The organism is Dyadobacter sp. 676 (genome assembly GCF_040448675.1).
GTDB lineage: Bacteria > Bacteroidota > Bacteroidia > Cytophagales > Spirosomataceae > Dyadobacter.
This window is the reverse complement of sequence record NZ_CP159289.1, coordinates 4,917,026-4,938,086: the sequence shown is the minus strand read 5'-3', so window position 1 is coordinate 4,938,086 and position 21,061 is coordinate 4,917,026. Positions and strand designations below refer to the sequence as shown.

The window sequence follows — 21,061 nt, the reverse complement described above, 5'->3', positions numbered from 1 at the left end:
ATTCTACAAATGCGCCTGCCGTCGGCGAATAGGCATTTGAGTACGCCGTAGCGAAGGACCGAGGCCAAAGAGCGCCTGCGCCCGGCCTTATTATACTAACCTGTTGTGTTAGTGCAAATTACCTATAAACAAAGAGTCAGAGTGTTGCTACGATCGCGGTAGCTGGTTCCGACATAGCCCACTTATGTCCGGGGAAAAATTAGCCCTAAAATACAAGCGGCATATCGTGACGTGCATAATTTTCCCTAAACCAGGCAACCGGCGAAACCAAAGTTCCGGTAATGTGATTTGCCGGATTTAACGGGAAGTGAAGCTCCCGGACTTTATGTGCCCGTGCGGGGCTGGGGCAAACCGGCGTTTTACCATAACCAAAACGAAATCCGGCTACGACGATTTCGTGAAACGAAGCTGCCCGTCGACGTACAGTTTCCCGCCGGGTTTAAGGGCTTGCCTTATCCGGGCGAGCGCCTTGTCTTCAATTTCCGGATGGCGGCCATCGAGCGCGCCCACTCTGGTTGCAAAGGCAAGGTCGAACGGCGCTTCATCGCCAGCTAACTCAAAATCTTCGATGGCCACTCTGCGAAACGACAGCGTTGCCGGTCCGATTCCTGCGGCGCTGCTTTTCGTCGCCTGCCGGATCGCATTGGCAGAGCGGTCGATCGCCAGTACATAGCCTTGCCCGACCCGCCTCGCGACCTCACGTGCGGCAGCACCCGGGCCGCATCCGATTTCCAACACCCTGAAACCTTCTTCCAGTGGCAAAGCGTCCACGGCTGCCAGGAGTCTGGCCGATAACTTCGTTTTCATCGGCGTAAAAATTGGGGTAACAACGCAATACTTTCTCTTACGAATTCATTTTGCTCCTGGTTTTCGAGTATCAACCGGATTTTCACTTGTAGTTCAATCCTGCCGGCGTAGTGTTAACTGATGAGCTTCTACCGCTTGCGTGCAAATATTCGTCTGCCCGCTATATTAATTTCGACGCGGTTCCAAGCTTCCGCAACATCCGAACATGGGAAACCAGTGCCTGACCGAAATTTGCCTTCGCGTTGTAAGACAACCCGAATTCGAGGGCGGTAGCTTTCACAATCGGCGAAAGGGCATGGTAGTGAATGTGGGAAATTGACGGAAAAAGATGGTGCTCGATCTGGTAATCCAGTCCGCCGATAAACCATGACAACACTCTGTTCTTTCCGGCAAAATTCGAAGTCGTTTGCAATTGGTGAATTGCCCATGCGTTTTCTATATTTCCATCTTCGTCAGGCGCGGGCTGTTCCGCACCTTCTACGATATGCGCCATTTGAAAAATAGTGCTCAGAATCATCCCCGCAGTGATGTGCATAATCAGAAAGCCTGCCAGCCATTGTGCAAAAGTGACGCCCGCAAAACACATGGGGATCGCAAGGATAAAGATAACGTACCCGATTTTCGTCCAGATCAGTCGGATAAGTTCCTTTCTTGGAAACCGTTTGGTCAACCCCGATTTGGCCAGTTCGTCGAACAGCGAAATTTCCCGGAAATCTTTCCACAGAAACGAGAGTGTCATCAGACCATAAAGCATAAACGCATAAATGTGCTGAAAACGATGGATAAACTTCAACCTGTCGCCCTGTGAGAGGCGAAGCAGGAACTTTCCCGTGATATCTTCGTCGACGTCGTGAATATTGGTGAACGTGTGATGCAGCCGGTTGTGCTGGACCTCCCAGTTGTAAGCATTGCCCCCCGAGCAGGTAGATAGAGGCGCCAAAAAAGCGATTCTGCGCCGACGAGCTTGCCAGAGAACCGTGGATTGCGTCATGCATGACCGACATCCCGACCCCGGCCACTCCCAGGCCCATAACCACACAGAAGACTGCCATTGCGCCGACCGTAAACCAACCGCTCAGGATCAGCGCATAGGGAATCAGATACAGGCTAAGCATAAAAATGGCCTTGCACAGCAAGTTCTTCCCTCCCGACTTGCGGATGTTACGGGAGGTGAAATAATCGTCGACACGTTTGCGAAGAGTAGGGAAAAAAGTGCTTGCGGCGGAGTTGGTGAATTTGATTTTTTGACGATGCATGTAAATTCTTGATAACACAGAAAACTTGACTCCGGAATCCTTTAAGATCAATTCGGCTAAGTGTGTGGCGTTTTCCGGAGTCATATTTTTCTGCATATGCGAATCGGACGGCCGCGTTTGCGCCCCGTTGTATTCATAGGGACATTCCGGTCGTTATTTTCATTTTATCGAAATGAATTCGTAACGGAACTGGTTCTTCTCCTGATAATGCGATGAGGTAAATTTGGTTTGGATACAGGAGATTCCGGGTAGATTTTGCGAGAAATACCGGGAATTGGAAGAAGGTGCGCCCGAGTTTTGCGGACATCAAAGCAATGTTCGTAAACGAAAATTCCTCCCGGTTTGGGAGGAATTCAAACGGTTCAATGCAATTTATAATCGACTAAATAACCGTTACGTTAACCGCATTTAGCCCTTTCTTACCATTTTCCACCTCGTACGATACACTGTCGTTCTCACGAATATCATCGGTAAGACCCGATACGTGTACAAAAATATCGGCTCCCCCATCTTCAGGAGCGATGAAACCAAAACCTTTGGTTTCATTGAAAAACTTAACTGTGCCTTTGTTCATAACATTATTTTAAATATTTCTTAAACTTAAAACAAAATTCTGACACTAAAAAATTTTGCCGAAAAATATAGAATTTTATTTTAACCGCCTGTCGACCCGGCTTCCACTATCCGAAGCTTATTGGTAGCGTTTTTGCTCTTCGGTGAAATATGTCTTTCGGCCGCCCACGGATTTTGACAGGATCGCCGCACCACCCGGACTTTTTTCCTTTTTACTGTTGTGAATTTTAAGGAAATCCCTGACCTCGCCGGAAATAATGTCGGGGTTTTCTTTGAGAATTTTTTTCTCCGCATCGCGAAGCACCTTGCCGATTGCCTTACTGAGGGCGTTGACAACGTTGGCCGGAATTTTACCCGCGACCGATTCAGGATCGATTTTTGCTTCCCAAAGGATTTCGTCGGCATAAGCATTGCCGATACCGGCAATAACCTTCTGGTCCATCAAAAGCGTTTTGACCTTCGCGCGGCTACCGGAGAATTTTTCGGCGAGCCAGTCGCCATCGAGCTCTTCGGAAAGTGCATCTACGGCATCACCTGCCTCAGGATTGAGCAGCAAATGCGCGGCTTTTTGGTAATCCGTTAAGTAAAGGGCTTCCGCTCCGAAATTCAGGCTTGCCAGGGTATGCTTGGGCGGGTCGGCATCCGACCGCTGTATCACGAGCCTTCCATGCAACATCAGATGCATAAAAAGCCGGGCATCTTTCCCGAAATCAAAGCAAAGTTGCTTTCCCACCCGGGTGACGTCGCGCAGCTTTTTGCCCACAAGTACCTCGTTGAGTTCTTTTTCGGAAACGCGGGCCTTGCCTGCATTCGCAATACCTATATTTTCAAGCCTTTTCGATTTCAAAGCTTTTGACAAATTGCGGCTAAAAACTTCCAGGTCAGGTAATTCCGGCATAACGCTATTGTTTTTTCTCTTAAAACTCCCCCGGCCTTTTCCGGCCGTTCGGTATTCAGGGAAAAAATTGTGCTAGCGGGCAGACACAGCATAATATGCTGATATCACCGACAAACGGATGTTACCCGGGGAAACAAATATATTCTTCAAACGGCGGCACGGGAACGATTTTGTTGCTATACTACATTAAAATCATATACTCCGATTATGAACCGCCGGGTTGGAAATTCCCCAACCCGGCGCTACCAATTGAAACTCAATATTATATAATGATATACCCCATTGTATCTGGATTTGTTATTGCCTTGGTTATCCTCGCGTATTTTGTATATCACTTTTTTTCTCCGTTAACTTCCCGTTTCAGGACGATTTTCTGCTGATCCAGTTCATTGAGGTAATTTCCGAAGGCAGATCCGACGCCAGGTTCGTCATTACGGAATTGTTTCGCACCTTCAACGATCATAAGGCGGTGATCCCCCGCCTGATTGCGCTTATCGAGTTCAGCATTACCGGAAACCTTAACTTTCGGTTTTACATTGTACTGGTTCTGATCAACCTGATTTACATATTCAGTTTTCTGTATATCCAGTTTCGAAAGACCAGGCTTCCGCTTTACTATTTCCTGCCGGCACCATTCCTGTTTTTCCATCCGCTGTTTCACGATGTCTCCGGCTGGGCCTTGAACGGCATGCAGCACACGTTTCTCACCGCTTTTACGGTGACGGCCATCTTGCTCGTGTCCAGCCGCTTGCGGGGCGCATTTTATATTGCCATGCTTTGCTGTTTTCTGGCGACATTCACCCATGGCAACGGCATTCTTTCTTTTCCCGCCATCGCTTTCTATTTGCTGTGCCGGAAAGATTTCAGAAAAGTGTTTATGACGTGCGTATTCATGTTTATCTGCCTGGGCCTTTACCTGGTCGACTACGAATCGGGACAAGCGGTGAACATGCCCCGGAACGTCACCTCGTTTATGTTTTCCTTCTTCGGCTTCATCGGCTCGGAAATGTCGCTCTGGAGTCGCCCCGAATTGTTGTCCGTGGTGTGGGGCGTGGCGATCACTGCATTTATGGGTTACCTGCTGCTGAAAGTCGCCAGGGTTTACACCAGCCGGCCGGCCCCCATAAAGCCCGGAACCGTGGAACTTTTGACCCTTTTCGCATTTATCGTGTTTACGAGTCTGACGGTCGCGCTGTTCCGGTCGTGGACGGGCAGCACCATTGCCAGCCGCTTTCAATTATACGCCGCGCTTTCTACGGTGTTATTTTACATCTGCCTTCTGGACCATACGGCGATCTTTAGAAAAAGAAGTGCTTTAATCCTTATTACAGCGCTGAGTGTGGCCTATTCGCTTTCTTCATACTATCGCTTTACCGGTGTTGTGGCAACGAAGAAAACCACTTATCTGGCGGATGTGTACAATTGGTCGACCAACCGGAACATGTTTTCCGTGGAAAAAAGTCTGCTCGGAAATGCCGATTTCTACCTGACGCCGGCCTATCGAAAAGGTTTCTTCCATTTGCCGAAACCGGTCTCGGATAAAAAACAGCTCGATTCGATGTTTTCCGCCAATCCGTCCACCAGCAAAGACTATCACATGTATATTGAAACCTGGACGGTCGAGCGGCCGATGCGGGATGGGAACCAGACTCTCGAACAGTTTTTTATCACCAGTCTCGCTGCGCCTCAGCCCAAGCATCTGCTGGCCGACCGCTTCCTCGTCCTGCGCGACAACGACCGGAAGCGGATTCACCTGATGTGCGCAAATCCTAAAACAGAAGGCCGCAGGAAAGTTTTAACCGGAGGGCCTTATTACAAGCCGGGTTTCAATACGCTTGTGCGCAGCGACGACCTTCCCCCGGGCAGTTACGACCTCGGATTGCTGGACGTCGGAAATGATGGCACCCGTACATTTTACAAACTCGACAAAATCTTACTGGCAGAGAGCGGCCGCATTTTTCTTCGTTGAAAAGCCCTGCCGGCATTTTTCACCGGTGCTGAAAACCGTGCACAGCGACCTTGAGCTTTTCGGAACCACGCCGGACGAACAAAGTACCCTCATACCCGATCGTTCCGGCGTCAATTTGCTTTTCGTTTTTCAGCGACAAAATAGCATTATAGTTGGCGCCGGAAAAATACATGCTGAATCCCCTGCCGTTCTTGATGGTCATCGTGTGGCTCATTACAATATTGGTATCCCCGTCAACAAAAATGGCGCGTTTCAACGGATCGGCCAGAAAAATGTAATCTTTCTTGGCTAAGGACACTTCGCGCAACGCGAAAAAATAGCCCGCATCCTGCTGGCAGGATTCCTTACTTTCAATGGATACGGAACCGCGTTTTACGAGATGCCAGGCGTCGGTGACCGGCACCGCCAGACCGGCATATACGATCAGAGTAGCTAGAATAATCATATGGGTAAACTGGTTGGTAGCTGTGTAATATTTCCCCGCACCTGCCCGATGATCAACGGGTTCGGGGGTTATGTAGGGGAACAAATTCCTCTGGGATCGCCCGGTCGTCCATCGACCGGTCCGCCGGCAACTGACAGAGCTTCCCTGCAAAACACGTGCCGGTTCATGAGGTGAATTTCGGCCGAATGCGCGCGGCATGGCGCCCGGCAATCCACGGCGGAGCCCGTAAGGCACTCGCCCAGGCTGGTGGACCGCTGAATTAATGGCGACCCATTCCAACCGGCAATGGCAAGTTCGCCAGCTGGCCTGGCCCGAATGGAGGAATTAGCGCTTCGGTATTACCTGGGGACCAAGGCTAATAAAACAGCTAAATATCTTTGTGCCGCCGGATACGCTTTTGCAACCGCTTTATCGCAATAGGTAAATCGGTTCATCGATCAATTGTTTTTCAACAGCGCATCCGGAAAAATACTTGAACAACAGTTTCCGGGTTACCTTGGTTTTCATCGGTCCCGGTCGGATCATTGTCTTCACAATCCAAATTCAAATCAAGTCATAAAGGCAATATTCTATGAGTCATGAATTATAAAAACTCACAAGGCTATTAATGTTAAAACATATTCCCCTATTACAGGGTGAACATATGCCGGACCTCCACGATATAAACCCAAGGGCCGTAATAAAATTGATCATGCCCGCGGTGTTCGGAACCGGACACGAAATGATCCGATAAGAGACTGGAATTGATGTCACGGCTCTTAAATTCCCGAAGCAAAAAAGCCCATTCAGTAATCTGAACAGGCTTTTGATCATTATTTGAGTGGAGATGGAGGGATGTCAATCGAACACTTGACCAGACTTTTGACGCTGATACAGACTATTAAATTAGACTGACTTTCCCGACGCAAATTGTACGACAGAATAGGTATTTGGGTCTCAGGTCTGAATCCCAGCGAAATAACCGCAAGCACCTCAAAATGTACTTTTTCTGTCTAAAAATTTCTCTTTTAGAATTCTTGCAGATGAATATATCGCTCTGGGTCAAGTCAAAACATTCGGTAACCCGCTTTGTTTGCGAAAAAATCTAGGCCGATTTCCAGGGCTTTTGAATCACAAATTTTCGGAAACCTACCTCTTCCCGCGACCACGGTAACTTCCTTCGCACTAAACACTCGATTTTCAACATTCTTCCTATCTCTCCTTCCTCAGTAGATTTCGCCTGCTAAAAAATCTGCCATGAATGGGATGATTAACAACCCAATATTTTCCACTGGCCAATACCAACCCGCACTCCTTCTTTCTATTTGAACTACCAATATGATAATTTGCTTACCGGCCGGCTGCCGTTCTTCATTGACCTTACCTGCCACGCTTTTGCAATCAATCAGTGTCCATGGATTTAGTTGAATGATTACAAGGTCAACTTGTACTACCAAAATTCACTTCTCAACCTGTCCATTTACAAAAAACGCAATGATCATGAGACACTTCATTTACATCTTGATTTCCTTTGTGATCCCGCTGTCCGCATGGGCAGAAAACGTTGTTGAACCGCTTTGCGAAAGCGCGGCATTGTTTCAGGGTCAGTTCGCATTATGCGTAGAATCCGAGAACGGGACCGGAAATGGGCCGGTCACCAGCGACCCGAATGCATCCAACGGAAGCACCAGAGGTGAGGAAAACAATTATGACCACTATGTCGACTACGCAGTCGATGGCGTGCAAACAACCGGCATCCATCAGGTAACCGTGCGCTACTATGCCGGTGAGGCCGCGCAAGCCAGTATCTCCGTAAATGGGAACATCGCTATTTTATCTGCGAATTTTCCCCCTACCCATTCCTGGAACATCGTTTGGCGGGAAGAGACCTTCTCCATAATGCTCAATCAAGGCAATAACGTAATCAGGATACAGGGACTACCGGGCAGCAGCATTCGTCAGGATAAGATCTGCGTGACCGGTCCGGGAAGCGGGCAGCCAGCATGTGCATTCGAAATAGACCCCGCATCCAATGCCCCAATATACGACCGGAGCAAGCCCATGTCTTTCACCGCCAATTGCACCGGGGATTGCGCAGGTGTGACCTACACCTGGACGGGAAATGGTATCAATGCTACCGGAGAAACCGTTAACCTCACCTCGCCGGCCACCACCGGATACTATACCTATTATGTGACCGCGTCCAAACCGGGATGCATCTCAAAAACAGATTCCATGGCGATCCGCGTTGACTGGGGTGTGGCGCCATGCCGCTTTTATTTTTTCCCGGAGGTTGTTTCTTACAACGTAACCTGCTCCAAACCGATCGTAATGTTTGCGCGATGCCTCGAATATGACTGTGACAACGTGACTTATACCTGGAATGGCCCCGGCCTGAACAATACGACAGGCCAGGTCGTCAACCTGACCACACCCGGCCAAATCGGTGACTACGTATACACTGTGACGGGATCAAAACCCGGATGTGAAACCAAAACCGCTGAATATACATTAAGGATCACTAGCTGTCCGCCACCCGCGAACGAGGAATTCGGTATGTGTGTGGATGCGGAAACTCAGGACGGCTCCGGCCCAATCACGAGTGACCCCAATGCTTCCGGCGGGGCTACCCGAGGCGATGAAAACAACTACAAGCATTATGTGAATTATGCGATCAACGGCGTGCCGGCTGACGGCATATACCGGCTCTCGCTGCAATACGCGGCAAGTTCCAGCCCAAAAATTTCGCTCGCTGGTAACGATGGCTATATCTATTATGCTGTCGCCATTCCTGCCACCCATAGCTGGAATATCGTTTTCCGCGAAGAGATCTTCATGGTACCTCTTAGAGCTGGAAACAATATACTACGGATCGAAGGTGCTCCGGGGGCGAGCATCAGGCAGGACAGGATTTGTATCAATAGCCTGCATTCCGGCGCGAGGGCGGGAGCTCCCGAGCTAACATTCGAATCCGTCGAACCAAAATCGAAACTAAACGTATTCCCGAACCCAGCACCGGGAGAGTTCAATGCAAGTTTCAATATACTGGAAGGCGACGCGAGGGTCACAGTAACAGACGTTCTCGGCAAAGTTTGGTATGACACCAAAGTAAAAGGCAAAGGCTCGCACGATAAAAAGATCAGGTTAGGCAATGCGCCGGCAGGCATTTACATTATGCAGATCAAAAATGGCAGCACCACGGATAGCAAGAAAGTGTTGATTGCACATTGAGTATGACAAAACGGCAAGCTGCTTCCAGCGAGGGATTCAAAAAAGTCTCCTGAAACGGGAAGCAGCTTTTAGGAAGGCGGTGGCACCAGCGCAACCATCCGCGGATGCTGCTTAAAATGCTGCCGTATGCCTGGGAATTTGGCAGCGACTCCGCAACCTTGTTCATTTCAGTTCAGTAAACCCCACAAGATTCGGACTTCCTTTTCGGCCCCGGTTCATAACTTCATGACCATTTTTTGAATTGGAGCTGACTGTACCTCGAAGCTCGACCACCCTCGGATCGACGTTCGCAGTAACTTTCAACCAGACATTTTCTTCTCTTGTAGTCTGTTTGGACAATTCCCGGGTCCTGGTTTGACTTTGCAAGTGAATATCCTCGCCGGACCAACGCCTTTTCGGTGTTTTCAACGCATGATATGTATTGCGCTTTATCATAATGGCTATAATATTAGCGTCTTCCGGGAGCCCATTTTTTTCCTTTGGGATGATTATGACCTGGGCGAAAGCGGACAAAGAGAGCAGAAGAATGAAAGGAGAATTCGGGCCATGCCTATAATTTTTCATGAGGTGCTATTTGTCCTGAGTTAATTTCAGGTAAAACCAGGTGATTGCGTACATGAGCCCGAGCGCCAGGTACGTGCCTGCCAGCGACTCCAATTTCTCGAGATTCGATTTTTCTGACGAGACTATTGAAACTGTAAGGTATATAAAGGCTGCGGCCCAGAAGAATGGGGCGATTTTAAAACGAATTTACGACGGGCGGTAAATAGCTCTTTGAGGCCAATATTGTGATAGTGTTATTTGCTACGGATTGCCTGTCAAGTATCTGGCAGGCCTGCTTATGATCTAATGTTCAAATTTGAACAGTACTCCGCTCAAAAACGAACGCTTTCACCGCGCCATTTGCTTTAAGGACTTCGATTACGGCTTATCAGAGCCGTTTCCACCGCTGGCCTGCTATTTGCTATGCAAAGTGAAAGGATATTATTATTGTCTGATCCCGTGATATATGAAAGGTACCCAATTGGGCGAATTTGAAGAGGTCGTGCTGCTGACGGTTGCCCTGCTTTACGATAATGCTTACAGCGTGGGGGTTTTAGAAACGCTTGACGAACACATGGGACGCCCCATGAGCCTGGGCGTAGTGCACAGGACACTGCAACGCCTGGAAGAAAAGAAACTGGTGGTTTCCCGGTTCGGGGAAGCATCTGCTGAGCGGGGCGGCCGGAGCAAGCGCTTGTTTACAGTGACCTATGAAGGCGAACAGGCCCTGCGTGAGGCAAGGCGCATCCGTAACAAGCTTTGGGATGGTATTTCAGAAACAGCATTTGGACACTGATATGGAACCAAAAACCTTCCAACCGCCACGCTGGGCCGAACAACTCATCGACCGCATCGCCCCGGACCATTTGCGCGAAGAAATTCTCGGCGATCTCTATGAGTTATTTCAAAAACGCTACAGGCGTTTCGGGCCTCTCGCTGCGCAACTGTTCTATGTGCTGGACATTATCCTGCTGATACATCCCAGGCTCTGGCGAGGCGCCCCCCCAGCAGGTGCGGCCGGGCGTCTACCCTGCTGATTCCTCAACATCCAATCCCATAGCCATGTTCACTAACTACATCAAAGTCGCATTCAGAAAACTGAACCGTCACAAATCCTACGCCGCCATCAATACCGTGAGCCTCAGCATGGGCATTGCATGTGCTGTGCTTATTTTTTCTTTGGTTAAATACCACCTGAGCTTCGAGGATTTTCACACCGGCAAAGACCGGATCTTCCGCATTTACTCCGAACTCCACGGTGAAAAGATCGCTTACAACACCGGTGTTCCTAACCCGATGGGCCAGGCATTTCGCACCGAATATACGGTTGCAGAAGCAGTGGGCCGCATCGCATTTTTGCCCAAACGGGTGGTGTCCCTGCCATCTAATAGCCGGTTTGAGGAAGATATTGCATTCGCCGATCCGGAGTTCTTCGCCATTTTCAACTTCCCGCTCATTGAAGGCAGCGCTTCTCATGCCATGCAGGGCCAAAACGCAGCGCTGATTACCGAACAACTCGCCAGAAAATACTTCGGAGATTCAGATGCCATTGGCCAGACGCTCCGGATCGATGACTCGCTGATGGTGCAGGTGACCGGTGTGCTTGCCAACCTGCCAGCCAATACCGACTTTCGTTCGCAGATATTCGTGCCATTCGCTAGTCTGCAACGCCATAGTCCTTGGATGGTCGAAAAAGACTGGTGGCTGAGTGTGAATAAAGAAATGCAATGCTTCGTGAGGCTCAAACCGGGCATATCGGCGGCGTCTGTCAATACGACTGTCCTGCCAGCCATTTCCAATACCCACTATGACAAGGAGGCTTCCAAATACTTCCGCTTCAAGCTTCAACCGCTGGCCGATGTGCATTTCAACATGGAATTGCGCGGCAAAACGGATAAGAAAAACCTGCGCACCTTTGCGTGGGTCGGCTTTTTTCTTGTGTTAACCGCTTGTATCAACTTTGTGAACCTTGCTACGGCGCAGGCAGTTGCCCGGTCGCGGGAAATAGGTGTGCGTAAGGTGCTGGGCAGTCAGCGTGGCGCATTGTTCTGGCAATTCATGACCGAAACGGCGGTTATCGCAACCGGCGCCCTAGTGGTTGCGGTCGCATTGGCATACCTTTCGGTCCCGGTAGTAAATCAGCTTTTTGAAATTAATCTGTCTATTAACCCCTTCAAAGACCCCTACCTGCTTGCATTCCTGGGCTCTTTGCTGGCTGTCGTCGTATTCTGCTCAGGCGCGTATCCTGGCCTGATCCTTGCCCGCTTCCAACCAGTGGTGGCATTAAAAGGTAAACTGACACAAAGTTCCTCCCGTGGGTTCTCGCTTCGCAAAGGGCTGGTTGTCGGCCAGTTTGCCATCTCTCAACTGCTTATTATTGGCGCGCTGGTGATGACCAGCCAGCTACGCTATTCGCAGCAAGCCAATATGGGCTTTGAGAAAGATGCGATCGTAATCGTGCCGGTGCCCGACAATCAAAAGTCTAAAATCACTTCATTGAAAAGCGAATTGAGCAGGCTTTCAACTATCGAAAATGTTACATTTTTTGATACACCGCCCGCATCCGACGCTATTGGCAGCAGCAATATCCAGTTCGACACCCGTCCCGAACAAGAGCCATTCACGATCGCCATCAAAGCCGTTGATGATCAATATGTGCCGATGTTTAAAATGCCCCTACTGGCCGGCCGCAACCTCAACCCTTCCGACACGATCCGTGAGTACCTGCTCAACGAAACGGCCATTAAAGCGTTGGGATTGAAAACAATGGATGATGCCATCGGAAAAACCGCAACGATCAACGGCCGTCGTGGAACGGTTGTCGGCGTCGTAAAAGATTTTCACTTCCGTTCTCTGCGGACAGCCATCGAGCCCCTTTGCATGACCACCCGCGGCGAGGTTTACGGCAGTTGCGGGCTAAAAATCAATCTATCCGACATGTCATCGACCATTGCGCGACTGCAAACCGAGTGGTCTAAAATTTACCCTTCATCTATTTTTACTTACCGGTTTATGGATGAAGACGTCGAGCGGCTTTACAAACTGGATAATATGCTGCTGCGCCTTATTCAGACGTTTGCCGCGATGGCCATTTTTGTTGGATGTCTTGGGTTATACGGCCTGGTTTCCTTTATGGCAACTCAGAAAACAAAGGAAATAGGTGTGCGGAAAGTATTAGGCGCGAAAACATCAGATGTCCTCTGGCTGTTCGGGAAAGAATTTTTACAACTGTTATTGATCGCATTTCTGTTGTCCGCGCCGCTGGGGTACTGGCTTACGAACAACTGGCTACGCGATTTTGCATACCATATCGAGCCTGGTCCCGGGATTTTTGTGCTGGCCATCGTCATTACCGTGATCGTGGCATTTTTCACCGTCGGGTTCCGCAGCGTCAAAGCTTCGCTGGCCAATCCCGTCAAAACGCTGCGCTCCGAATAGTCGGCACAAAATGTTCGCGCTCAGTATAATGTTGAAGCTACATCGGAGTTTCTATCCACCATCAGCCGAGCATCTTGCCCTACACGAATTACAGTTAAACGTATGCGTGATGCTATGACCTGAACCTTTCTCTATCCAAAAGCCGCTAACAGCGGCTTTTTCTTAGTTCGGCTTGTCTTGTTTTAACCATCGTATCGGCGTACACTATTAACTGCAGCACCCATATCTTTCATTCTTAATTACTTATGATCTTAAATCACCAGGTTCGACACTTATTCCGTTTTTGTTTAGCTAAATCAGTGTTTATCTGAATCAATGTTTATCTGATAGATAAACGAAGCCACCTCGTTGATTTTTCCGGTTCGATAGCCGTTTTTTATAAATATGAGTTTTTCGGGGAATATCGAACCAATGATTTCCCGCTTCAATTTAATTGCCAACTACCAACTCGTCCAGCCGCCATCGACCAGCAGGTTATGCCCGGTGATGAATGCGGAGGCGTCCGAGGCCATAAATACAACTGGCCCTTTGATATCCGCGTCATCGGCGAATCGTCCCAACGGGGTGAGTCGTTGGTAGTTTTCAACGAATTCCTCCTTCCCTTCCAGCTGCGCGACCCCGGGCCCGTATCCACCCGGACTAATACAATTGGCCCGGATGTTGTACCGGCCATAAAAATTGGCCAGCCATTTGGTGAAACCTACCATTCCCCATTTGTCGTACGTATAGTTGACCGGACTTGTCATACCTGTTTGTCCATAAACCGGAAAATGCGGCCCTACCGCTCCCTGGATCGATCCGATATTGATAATGCTTCCCCCACCTGCCACCTTCATGGGTTCGATGACCGCCCGGGTCATGAGCACGAGCCCGGTAGCGTTGACGCGCTGCGCCGCTTCCCAGCCGGTAACCTCTATTTCTTCCAGATTCTGAAAACCCTGCCTCGAAACAGCATTATTAACGAGGATATCTATACGTCCGAACATGTCCATCACAGTTTCCACTAGTGCGCGGATGGAAGTTTCTTCTTCCAGGTCTAATGGCATAGCCGTGGCCAGGAGGCCCCGGGCCGACAACCCGGATGCTAAATCTTCGCAGATGCTCACGTTACGCGAGGCAATAACTACCTGAGCGCCTGCTTCCGCCAGGGCTATGGATATGGGTGTACCAAAAAAGCCGGCCCCTCCGGTGACGATCGCAACTTTGCCGGTCAAACTGAATAACTGGTTCATGATCTGATTAAATTTTCCATCTTCCCGGCGTAATGATTTCGTCGGGGACAGCTGTAAATACTTTAACAAATTCGTCCCGAAGCGACGCCGGGATCGCGGGGGCACTGAGCAACTTCACATTTTCTGCCAGTTGGGCAGAAGTAGCCGCTCCCACCACAATGCTATCGATCCCCGGCAGGTCCCTGACGTAAGAAAAGGCCAGGCCGGCGATATCGGCCGGGTATTCTTTCGCAAATGTGTGAAGCTGCTTCAAAAAGGGTATAGCTGGAACAAGGTTGCCGCTCATCTGCCCGGGGTCCATAAAAAACAATCCTTGCAGAAACACACTGCGGGCGAAAACGAGTTTTTGCGCCTGTGCAAGACGCTGCAATGCGCCCGAAACGACCAGTCGCTGATCGAAGATATTCACCGGCACCTGCACCGCCTCGACGAGAGGCTCCGACAGGCAAAAAGCGACATCCGCCGGCTCGTACACCGACACGCCGCCTATATCGATCAACCCCTGCTCCCTGAGCCGCGAAATGATCACCGGTAATATCCCGGCCACCGCATCCGTCGGCTCTTCTCCCTTGTGCAGCAGACAGACGGGCAGCCTGCTGATACCCAGGCATTCAATGGAAGCTCTGACGCTGCCCTCTACCGATTTCCAGGCCCGCTCCAAAGCGCCGGCATCCTGCGGGGAGATTTTAAACTTGGAAACCATATTGAGATCAACCCCGGTATGGCCCGCCAAAAAACGGCCTAATAGTGCCTCGGAGGCACCATATTGCCGTGCCGTATCGAAAGTGGTAACCCCTGCATCCGCTGCCATACGCAGCATATCCAGCGCTTCCCGGTCGTTGGGCATACCTTGTGAATTGGATATTCCGTAAGGCATACCCAGCTGAACGGTCCCCAATGTAAGTTGAGAAATGCGGTATCCTTTAAATGCGATTGTTTTCATAGATCAGCTATTGCCGAAAGTCAATGTATTTTAATAAACTCCAATAATAGCAGGCGTTCTGATACCAGGTTTGATCTCCCCGCTAATGTAAAACCACCGGTTTTGCCAATGCACCACCGGCAGTGTCACCCGGGCCGGGACACGCTGCTGCCGGCCCGCAAACTCCCAGGAGTCGGTATGGGGGAAATAGTAAAGCAGGTCGTTGGTAATCCCCGGGTGCGAGGATGGCGTCTTGTGCTGGGCCGTCACGGCATCGACCCCGCCCCAGAACAAAAACCGGTCGCCCTTTAACACCGGGAGCACCGAACCACCGGCGGACATCCCCCTTGGCATTGCCGCAAGCTTTTCCCAATGCGCACTCCGCTGTCCGCCGGAGTGCTTAATGCTTAGCCGGTAGCCGTCCTGATGAATCAGCCTGTATGAATTTCCTTTGGAATTAACCGCGGTCGCCTCACCGCTGAACATATAAAAGTCGCCGTCGAATGTCGCGCAAACGGGGAAAATGCGCCCGGGACCGGGCCAGGGTTCCATTTCAGCCCAGCCCGTTCCGACTTTTTTCAAATCCAGCACCAGGCATTTATTCAATCCCGGACCTGTGGGCGAAACATTTCCACCCACCACGATCAGCAGGTCGTCAAGCACCGCACCGGACATATTGGCCAGGGGAAAAGGCAGCGAAGGGTATTGATGCTGCACCAGTGCGGTGCCATCCCATTCATAGCCGATCACCCGAGTCAAATGTTCGTGTGCATTGCTGCCGCCAATCAGAATTACCCGTTCCTGGTAGGAAACCGAAACGCCATAGCCCGCGGCGGCTTCCATTTTTTGCGGCAGCTTTTTCCAACTACCGCCTTGTTGGAGTAAAAAAATCCCGTCATACCATTGCTTGACGCCTCCGTCCCAGGGGTAGCCATCAGGGAAATTTGCGCCGCCCAGGCAGAGCAGCGCGCCGTGGCTTACGCCTGCATACATGCCCGCAAACCCGCGCTCGTCAGGCAAATCGGGCAATGCACTCCATTTCAACGCGGTTTGTGCAACAGCCGCTTCAACTACCATCATCATCACTATAATTGAGAAATATTTCATAAAAGCTTTCATATCACATATCGACAGTCATCATCAGCACAGCGCCCGGCCCGGGCTCCGCGTAGCCACCGGTGACCAAAACCGATTTCCGGTGCGGCTGGTCGGACACAAAACACAGGTTACTGGTAAGGGGTAACCCAGTGTCCAGGGTGGCGAGTAACGATCCCTCAGGCGAAAATACCTGAATAGCACCCATACCATAATGGGCCGCCCAAACACGCCCCTCCGCATCGGTCGCCAGTCCATCGGGTAGATTATCCACCGGCCTGCCGGACTGATGCGCGGGCAGGGTGGCCCAAACAGACACCGGCCGGGCCGTTTCCTCGCTTGGCGAAATGGACAGTATCCTGTTCCGATAACTTTCCGCAACGTAGAGCAGCGATTGGTCCGGCGACAGCGCAAGTCCATTCGGATAGTCCAGGCCGGCGGCAATGCATTGCTGCGCCCCATCTTTCCCTACCTTGAAAACCCTCCCGCTTTCGCGTACCGAATCGGTAAAAAACACATTACCATAGCGGTCTTCGATCAGGTCGTTCGGGCAACGTACAGTATACCCGGCGCATTGCCCATTAACCAGCTCTCCGGTACGACTGCCAGTGCGATCGAATTGTACGATAGCCCCCTCTGCACTGTCGCACACCAAATGAATGCCCCCGGCAGTGATAAGCTGACCATTCGGGCACCGGGCTTCGGCCCATTTTACAGGTGCTTCACCCCGCCGCATCCGCAGCAGCTGACCGCCGCTCAATGTGGTAAAGAACAAATTCCCTATCTCGTCGACACAGGGCCCCTCCGTATAGAAAGGCAGGTCCAATAGTTTTAGCGTGGTGCTTTCCAAGTTCATAAACCGTCATACATGTTCTTCAAAAGGAAACAGGGGCACCTTTCGGTTTTTGTATTCAAAAAGGGTCATATCGGCTTGGGTCACTCCGGGCGTATCGACCTGGATAATCGATGGGCAAACCTCCCCGTATGCTGCAATAGGCGCATTAACTCCCTTGGCGACAATCCCCCGGAAACCATGCGGATCCAAACCGAAAGCCGTAAGCTGCCGCAGGCTGTACGGTGGAGTACGCTTCGTTGTAAGCATCACCGTATTGCCGCTCAGCGTACGGACCACCGCCGTAGGGCCCATATCATAACGGACAAACCCGCCGTGGCGCGGGGCATCCTCCGTAAAGTGACCGTCATATAATTCAATTACCTCAACGTCGGTTTGAAAACCATTTTTTCCTCCCAAAGAGAGGGAGATAACCGCCCCGGAAACCGCTTCCCGGCATAGAGCGACGCTTCCGGGATCATGCAAGCAGATAAAAAAGCCTGAGAATCCGCCTGCTTCAAGATGTTCGAGGATCAACGTACCGTCGCCCGGTGCCCCGCCCCCGATATTATCGCCCATATCCAGCAGCAGCGCCGGTTGCGGGTGATCTTTGAAACCTTTCAGTACAGTTTCTATGTCCGATTTTCTCCCGTTGAATGCCTGTTTATGGTCCAGTAAAAAATCGAAAAGCTTACGTGCGGCTTCCTTTGCCTGGCCGGCCGCAACCGGTGACTGGTTACGATCCGCGATCACAATGAACCCCGACCCCATTTCATACACATCCGCATAAGGGAAGCCAAGCAATACGCTCACCGAGAGCAGCCCGGACTGCTGTTTCAACTCCTGCGCAAATGCATAAAGCCCCAGACAGGGCTGTTGGGAAGTAAACTGCTGCTCGATGCTAATGGCGACGGGCGGTTTAACCAACAGCTGTATGGGCGAAATCTCTCCACGCAGCGTCCTGACCAGCAGCCGGGCGGCCGCCATGCCGGTCCGTTTCTGATCGACGTGCGGGTTGGTAGCATAGGCGATCAGGCCATCAGTCGCATCGACCATCGCCTGGCTTACATTGGCATGAGGGTCCAGTGTACCGATAACCGGCACCTTGGCTCCCAGTTTCTGTCTCAGCAACGACAACCAATGCCCGTCCATATCCGGGTATCCCTCGGCCACACCGGCGCCATGCGGCGCGACCAGGCAGGCATCCAACGGGCCTGCCTCGTCCAGTAGCCGCATCATACGGTCCAGCAATTGTTCGTAGCATTCCCTGGTGATCAGCCCTCCCGGCGTAGCCATAGCGTAAAATACAGGCACCAGTTCCATATCCGGAGCGCTGTCTATCACCTCGATCAGTCCGCTGATCTCATGGTTTGCACCCTGGTATTCGTCTCTGATCCGGCCTGACTCGAGCCAGTATCCGTCCCGGAAATCGGCCAACGTCGTGGCCGATTCGATAAACGTGTTGGTCTCATGATAAATACCCAGTAATCCCACCCGTCGGGGTGCATGTTGACAATCAGGTTTCTGAGGCGCTGGTTCAGTCATAACCGGATTACTTGCCTAAATGAATGACTGCGTCGACTTCGAATTTGAGCAGGTCCCCGAGACATCCTATCAGCGTGGTACGTGCCGGAAACGGCTCCCGGAAATACTCCCGGTAAATGGCATTGAAACTGGCCAGATCCTGCTGCCGGCCGACGTAATTTCTTACCTGTACCGCATCGTCAAGTGTCGCTCCTGCGGCTTCGACAATCCTTTTCAGGTTATCGAACGACCGGCGGCATTCGCCCTCAAATGTATCGTTAACGATCTGGCCCTGATCGTCGACGCTCGCCTGTCCGGATACAAACAGATATTCTCCCGACACGATTCCCGGCGAAAAAGGTAAATGGCTCTGCGGGACAGGCCCGGTAACAACGTGCTTTGTTTTCATAATACACCAAATTTCTGATATGCCTCCATGGCCTTCATTCCATTCCTGATCGCGTCGCGCGTGACGTTCTCGGCGGAAACCTTTTCGAGCGCCGCCGCCAGCACCTGTGCTTCTACCTGCTGCGGAATTACCACAATCCCGTCCCGTTCGGCCATAACCAGGTCGCCGGGCGCAAATTTCACCCCGTCGATCTCTACGACCACATCCAGGTCAACTACTTTCTGGCGATTCTGGCTGTCATAGGGGTTTTTGCCAGTCGCAAATACAGGAAATCCCATAGCCGTCATTTTGTCGATATCGCGCACCGAACCGTGCACCACTACGCCCACACAACCGGCATTACTTGCGGCGGTAGAAAGCAGCTCCCCCCAGATACCCGACCGGTTCGAACCGCCGGCCGCACAGATCAGCACATCGCCTGGCTGGCATGAATCGACTGCCTTCAATTCGAGCTCATAAGGATTAGGATCCTGGTGGTACATATCCGCCCAGAGCGTCGTCTTGCAGCGGCCCATCAACTTGTTGATACCGGTATAGGCGAAAAAAGGGGTTCGGGTAGCCTGATGGGTAAACCCCAGCTGATCGAGTACGTCCGCAAGCACGGCCACGTATAGTTTGTCTTTTAGTTCTTCAATATTCATTTTTCAATTTGATTTAATACCTGATTCTCGACAGGCTCTGTCCTGATATATCTTAAAACCACCACGCATACCAGCATCATACCTGCCGCAACCTTGAACATGGCAGAAAGCGGCACATCCGCGTCGCGAAGCATCCCTCCCGCATATATTCCCAGCCCGCCGACGATGCAACTGAACATATTGAGAATGCCATATGCCGTTGCCCGGTAGCGCGCATCGACGATCATGCTCAGGATAGGCATCATGTTCGCATCCGTAAATGTGCGTGTGAGGGCATACAACATGAAACAGCCAATGGCCACAGACAATACTGCCGTATTACCGGCCAGAAAGATGGCAGGCGCGCCGATCAGCAAACCATACAGAGGTACCAGCACCCGCGCGCGGGGATTGCGTCTGCTCCACCGGTCGGCCAAAAAACCACCCAGCAATACGCCGGTCAGTGATGCGGTGTGAAAATACCCCGTCGAATACACCCCGGCCATACTCTGCGACAAGGCAAAATGCTCCTTAAAATACGTGGGTAACCATGCTACCACCACCCATCCGACGATGCTGATCAATCCCCAGTACAGGATTGCAAACAGGTAGGACCGCGTTCGGAGCAGCCCGCCGATCGCTCCCGCAAAACCCGTGGGCCTATCCCCGCTGCTTTCCGATTTTTGAATGGCTGTTTGAGGATCACGCAGCGTAAGTGCCAGCAACATCGCGTAAACGATGCCGAAACCACCGAAGACCTTGAATGCGAAATTCCAGGAATGGTTTTCAGCGAGCCATCCGCCGACAAAACCCAGGCTTTGCCCGAACATCACGCCGCCCATATGGATACCCGTAGCCAGTGATTTGGTCTTTTCAGGGTGATAGTCCATGATCAGGGCCAGTGCAGCGGGAATGTAGCACGCCTCGCTGATGCCCATCAATGCCCTGGTCGCCAGTAGTTGCTCGAAGGTGACCGCCTGCGAGGTAAGCCAGGTCACAAGAGACCACACCAGCAAGCTGACAATGATCACTCTGCTGCGGCTGAAACGATCGGCCAGGAAGCCCGCCACGGGGCTAAGGAGCCCATACACCCAGAGAAAAACGGAGGTCAGCAGCCCAAACTGCGTCTCCGACATCGGGATCGCCGCCACGATGGAGCTGCGCATGGTGGTAATCATCATCCTGTCCAGGTAGTTGAGGCAACCTACCAGGCACAGCATACCAACCACCAGCCAGGCATACGAAGCCGGCTTGTCTTCCGGGAAAGGTTTTGCAATGTTCATGAACC

18 protein-coding genes are annotated in these 21,061 nt (G+C 51.2%); 5 read left to right on the top strand and 13 right to left on the bottom strand.

Features of this window, described 5'->3' with window-relative positions:
- Positions 1-384: 384 nt before the first annotated feature.
- The 4 genes from ABV298_RS22060 to ABV298_RS22045 form a co-directional block, all read right to left on the bottom strand.
- Complete coding sequence (locus tag ABV298_RS22060) at positions 385-807, bottom strand: class I SAM-dependent methyltransferase (protein ID WP_353718323.1); 423 nt, start codon at positions 805-807, stop codon at positions 385-387.
- Positions 808-967: 160 nt separating this feature from the next.
- The gene (locus ABV298_RS22055) at positions 968-1,747 is read right to left on the bottom strand and encodes an acyl-CoA desaturase (RefSeq protein WP_353718322.1); all 780 of its coding nucleotides are present in this window, start codon (positions 1,745-1,747) and stop codon (positions 968-970) included.
- Between the two features lie 698 nt (positions 1,748-2,445).
- Positions 2,446-2,637, bottom strand: a complete 192-nt coding sequence (locus ABV298_RS22050) for a cold-shock protein (protein WP_353718321.1) — start codon at positions 2,635-2,637, stop codon at positions 2,446-2,448.
- A 117-nt stretch (positions 2,638-2,754) separates the two neighbouring features.
- Positions 2,755-3,534: a DNA-formamidopyrimidine glycosylase family protein gene (locus ABV298_RS22045; RefSeq protein ID WP_353718320.1), complete on the bottom strand. Its 780-nt coding sequence runs from the start codon at positions 3,532-3,534 to the stop codon at positions 2,755-2,757.
- 439 nt (positions 3,535-3,973) lie between these two features.
- On the opposite strand from ABV298_RS22045, the gene ABV298_RS22040 reads away from it, so the two are divergent.
- On the top strand, positions 3,974-5,503 hold the full coding sequence (locus ABV298_RS22040; protein ID WP_353718319.1) for a hypothetical protein: 1,530 nt from the start codon (positions 3,974-3,976) through the stop codon (positions 5,501-5,503).
- Between the two features lie 19 nt (positions 5,504-5,522).
- Here ABV298_RS22040 and ABV298_RS22035 read toward each other — a convergent pair whose 3' ends face one another.
- Positions 5,523-5,948, bottom strand: a complete 426-nt coding sequence (locus ABV298_RS22035) for a hypothetical protein (protein WP_353718318.1) — start codon at positions 5,946-5,948, stop codon at positions 5,523-5,525.
- A 1,479-nt stretch (positions 5,949-7,427) separates the two neighbouring features.
- Here ABV298_RS22035 and ABV298_RS22030 point away from each other — a divergent pair.
- From ABV298_RS22030 to ABV298_RS22015, 4 genes are all read left to right on the top strand, one after another.
- Positions 7,428-9,158, top strand: a complete 1,731-nt coding sequence (locus tag ABV298_RS22030; RefSeq protein ID WP_353718317.1) for a T9SS type A sorting domain-containing protein — start codon at positions 7,428-7,430, stop codon at positions 9,156-9,158.
- Between the two features lie 1,009 nt (positions 9,159-10,167).
- Positions 10,168-10,497, top strand: a complete 330-nt coding sequence (locus tag ABV298_RS22025; protein ID WP_353718316.1) for a helix-turn-helix transcriptional regulator — start codon at positions 10,168-10,170, stop codon at positions 10,495-10,497.
- A gap of 1 nt (position 10,498) precedes the next feature.
- Positions 10,499-10,738, top strand: coding sequence for a permease prefix domain 2-containing transporter (locus tag ABV298_RS22020; RefSeq protein ID WP_353718315.1), 240 nt, complete (start codon positions 10,499-10,501; stop codon positions 10,736-10,738).
- Between the two features lie 25 nt (positions 10,739-10,763).
- Positions 10,764-13,139, top strand: a complete 2,376-nt coding sequence (locus ABV298_RS22015) for an ABC transporter permease (protein ID WP_353718314.1) — start codon at positions 10,764-10,766, stop codon at positions 13,137-13,139.
- A gap of 440 nt (positions 13,140-13,579) precedes the next feature.
- Here ABV298_RS22015 and ABV298_RS22010 read toward each other — a convergent pair whose 3' ends face one another.
- The 8 genes from ABV298_RS22010 to ABV298_RS21975 are packed head-to-tail and all read right to left on the bottom strand — an operon-like array spanning position 13,580 to position 21,056.
- Complete coding sequence (locus ABV298_RS22010) at positions 13,580-14,371, bottom strand: SDR family oxidoreductase (protein WP_353718313.1); 792 nt, start codon at positions 14,369-14,371, stop codon at positions 13,580-13,582.
- Between the two features lie 7 nt (positions 14,372-14,378).
- Entirely contained in the window at positions 14,379-15,314 is a 936-nt protein-coding gene (locus ABV298_RS22005) for an aldo/keto reductase (protein ID WP_353718312.1), read from the bottom strand.
- 30 nt (positions 15,315-15,344) lie between these two features.
- Positions 15,345-16,400 carry a hypothetical protein gene (locus tag ABV298_RS22000; RefSeq protein WP_353718311.1) on the bottom strand — a complete coding sequence of 352 codons (1,056 nt, stop codon included), beginning with the start codon at positions 16,398-16,400 and terminating at the stop codon, positions 15,345-15,347.
- 13 nt (positions 16,401-16,413) lie between these two features.
- On the bottom strand, positions 16,414-17,244 hold the full coding sequence (locus ABV298_RS21995; RefSeq protein ID WP_353718310.1) for an SMP-30/gluconolactonase/LRE family protein: 831 nt from the start codon (positions 17,242-17,244) through the stop codon (positions 16,414-16,416).
- A gap of 6 nt (positions 17,245-17,250) precedes the next feature.
- The gene (locus ABV298_RS21990) at positions 17,251-18,714 is read right to left on the bottom strand and encodes a M81 family metallopeptidase (protein WP_353718309.1); all 1,464 of its coding nucleotides are present in this window, start codon (positions 18,712-18,714) and stop codon (positions 17,251-17,253) included.
- Positions 18,715-18,772: 58 nt separating this feature from the next.
- Positions 18,773-19,153, bottom strand: coding sequence for a RidA family protein (locus ABV298_RS21985; protein ID WP_353718308.1), 381 nt, complete (start codon positions 19,151-19,153; stop codon positions 18,773-18,775).
- Positions 19,150-19,794, bottom strand: a complete 645-nt coding sequence (locus tag ABV298_RS21980; protein ID WP_353718307.1) for an RraA family protein — start codon at positions 19,792-19,794, stop codon at positions 19,150-19,152. Before ABV298_RS21980 ends, ABV298_RS21985 begins: the two co-directional genes overlap by 4 nt.
- Complete coding sequence (locus tag ABV298_RS21975) at positions 19,791-21,056, bottom strand: MFS transporter (protein WP_353718306.1); 1,266 nt, start codon at positions 21,054-21,056, stop codon at positions 19,791-19,793. The genes ABV298_RS21980 and ABV298_RS21975 overlap by 4 nt, the downstream gene beginning before the upstream one ends.
- Positions 21,057-21,061: the final 5 nt, after the last annotated feature.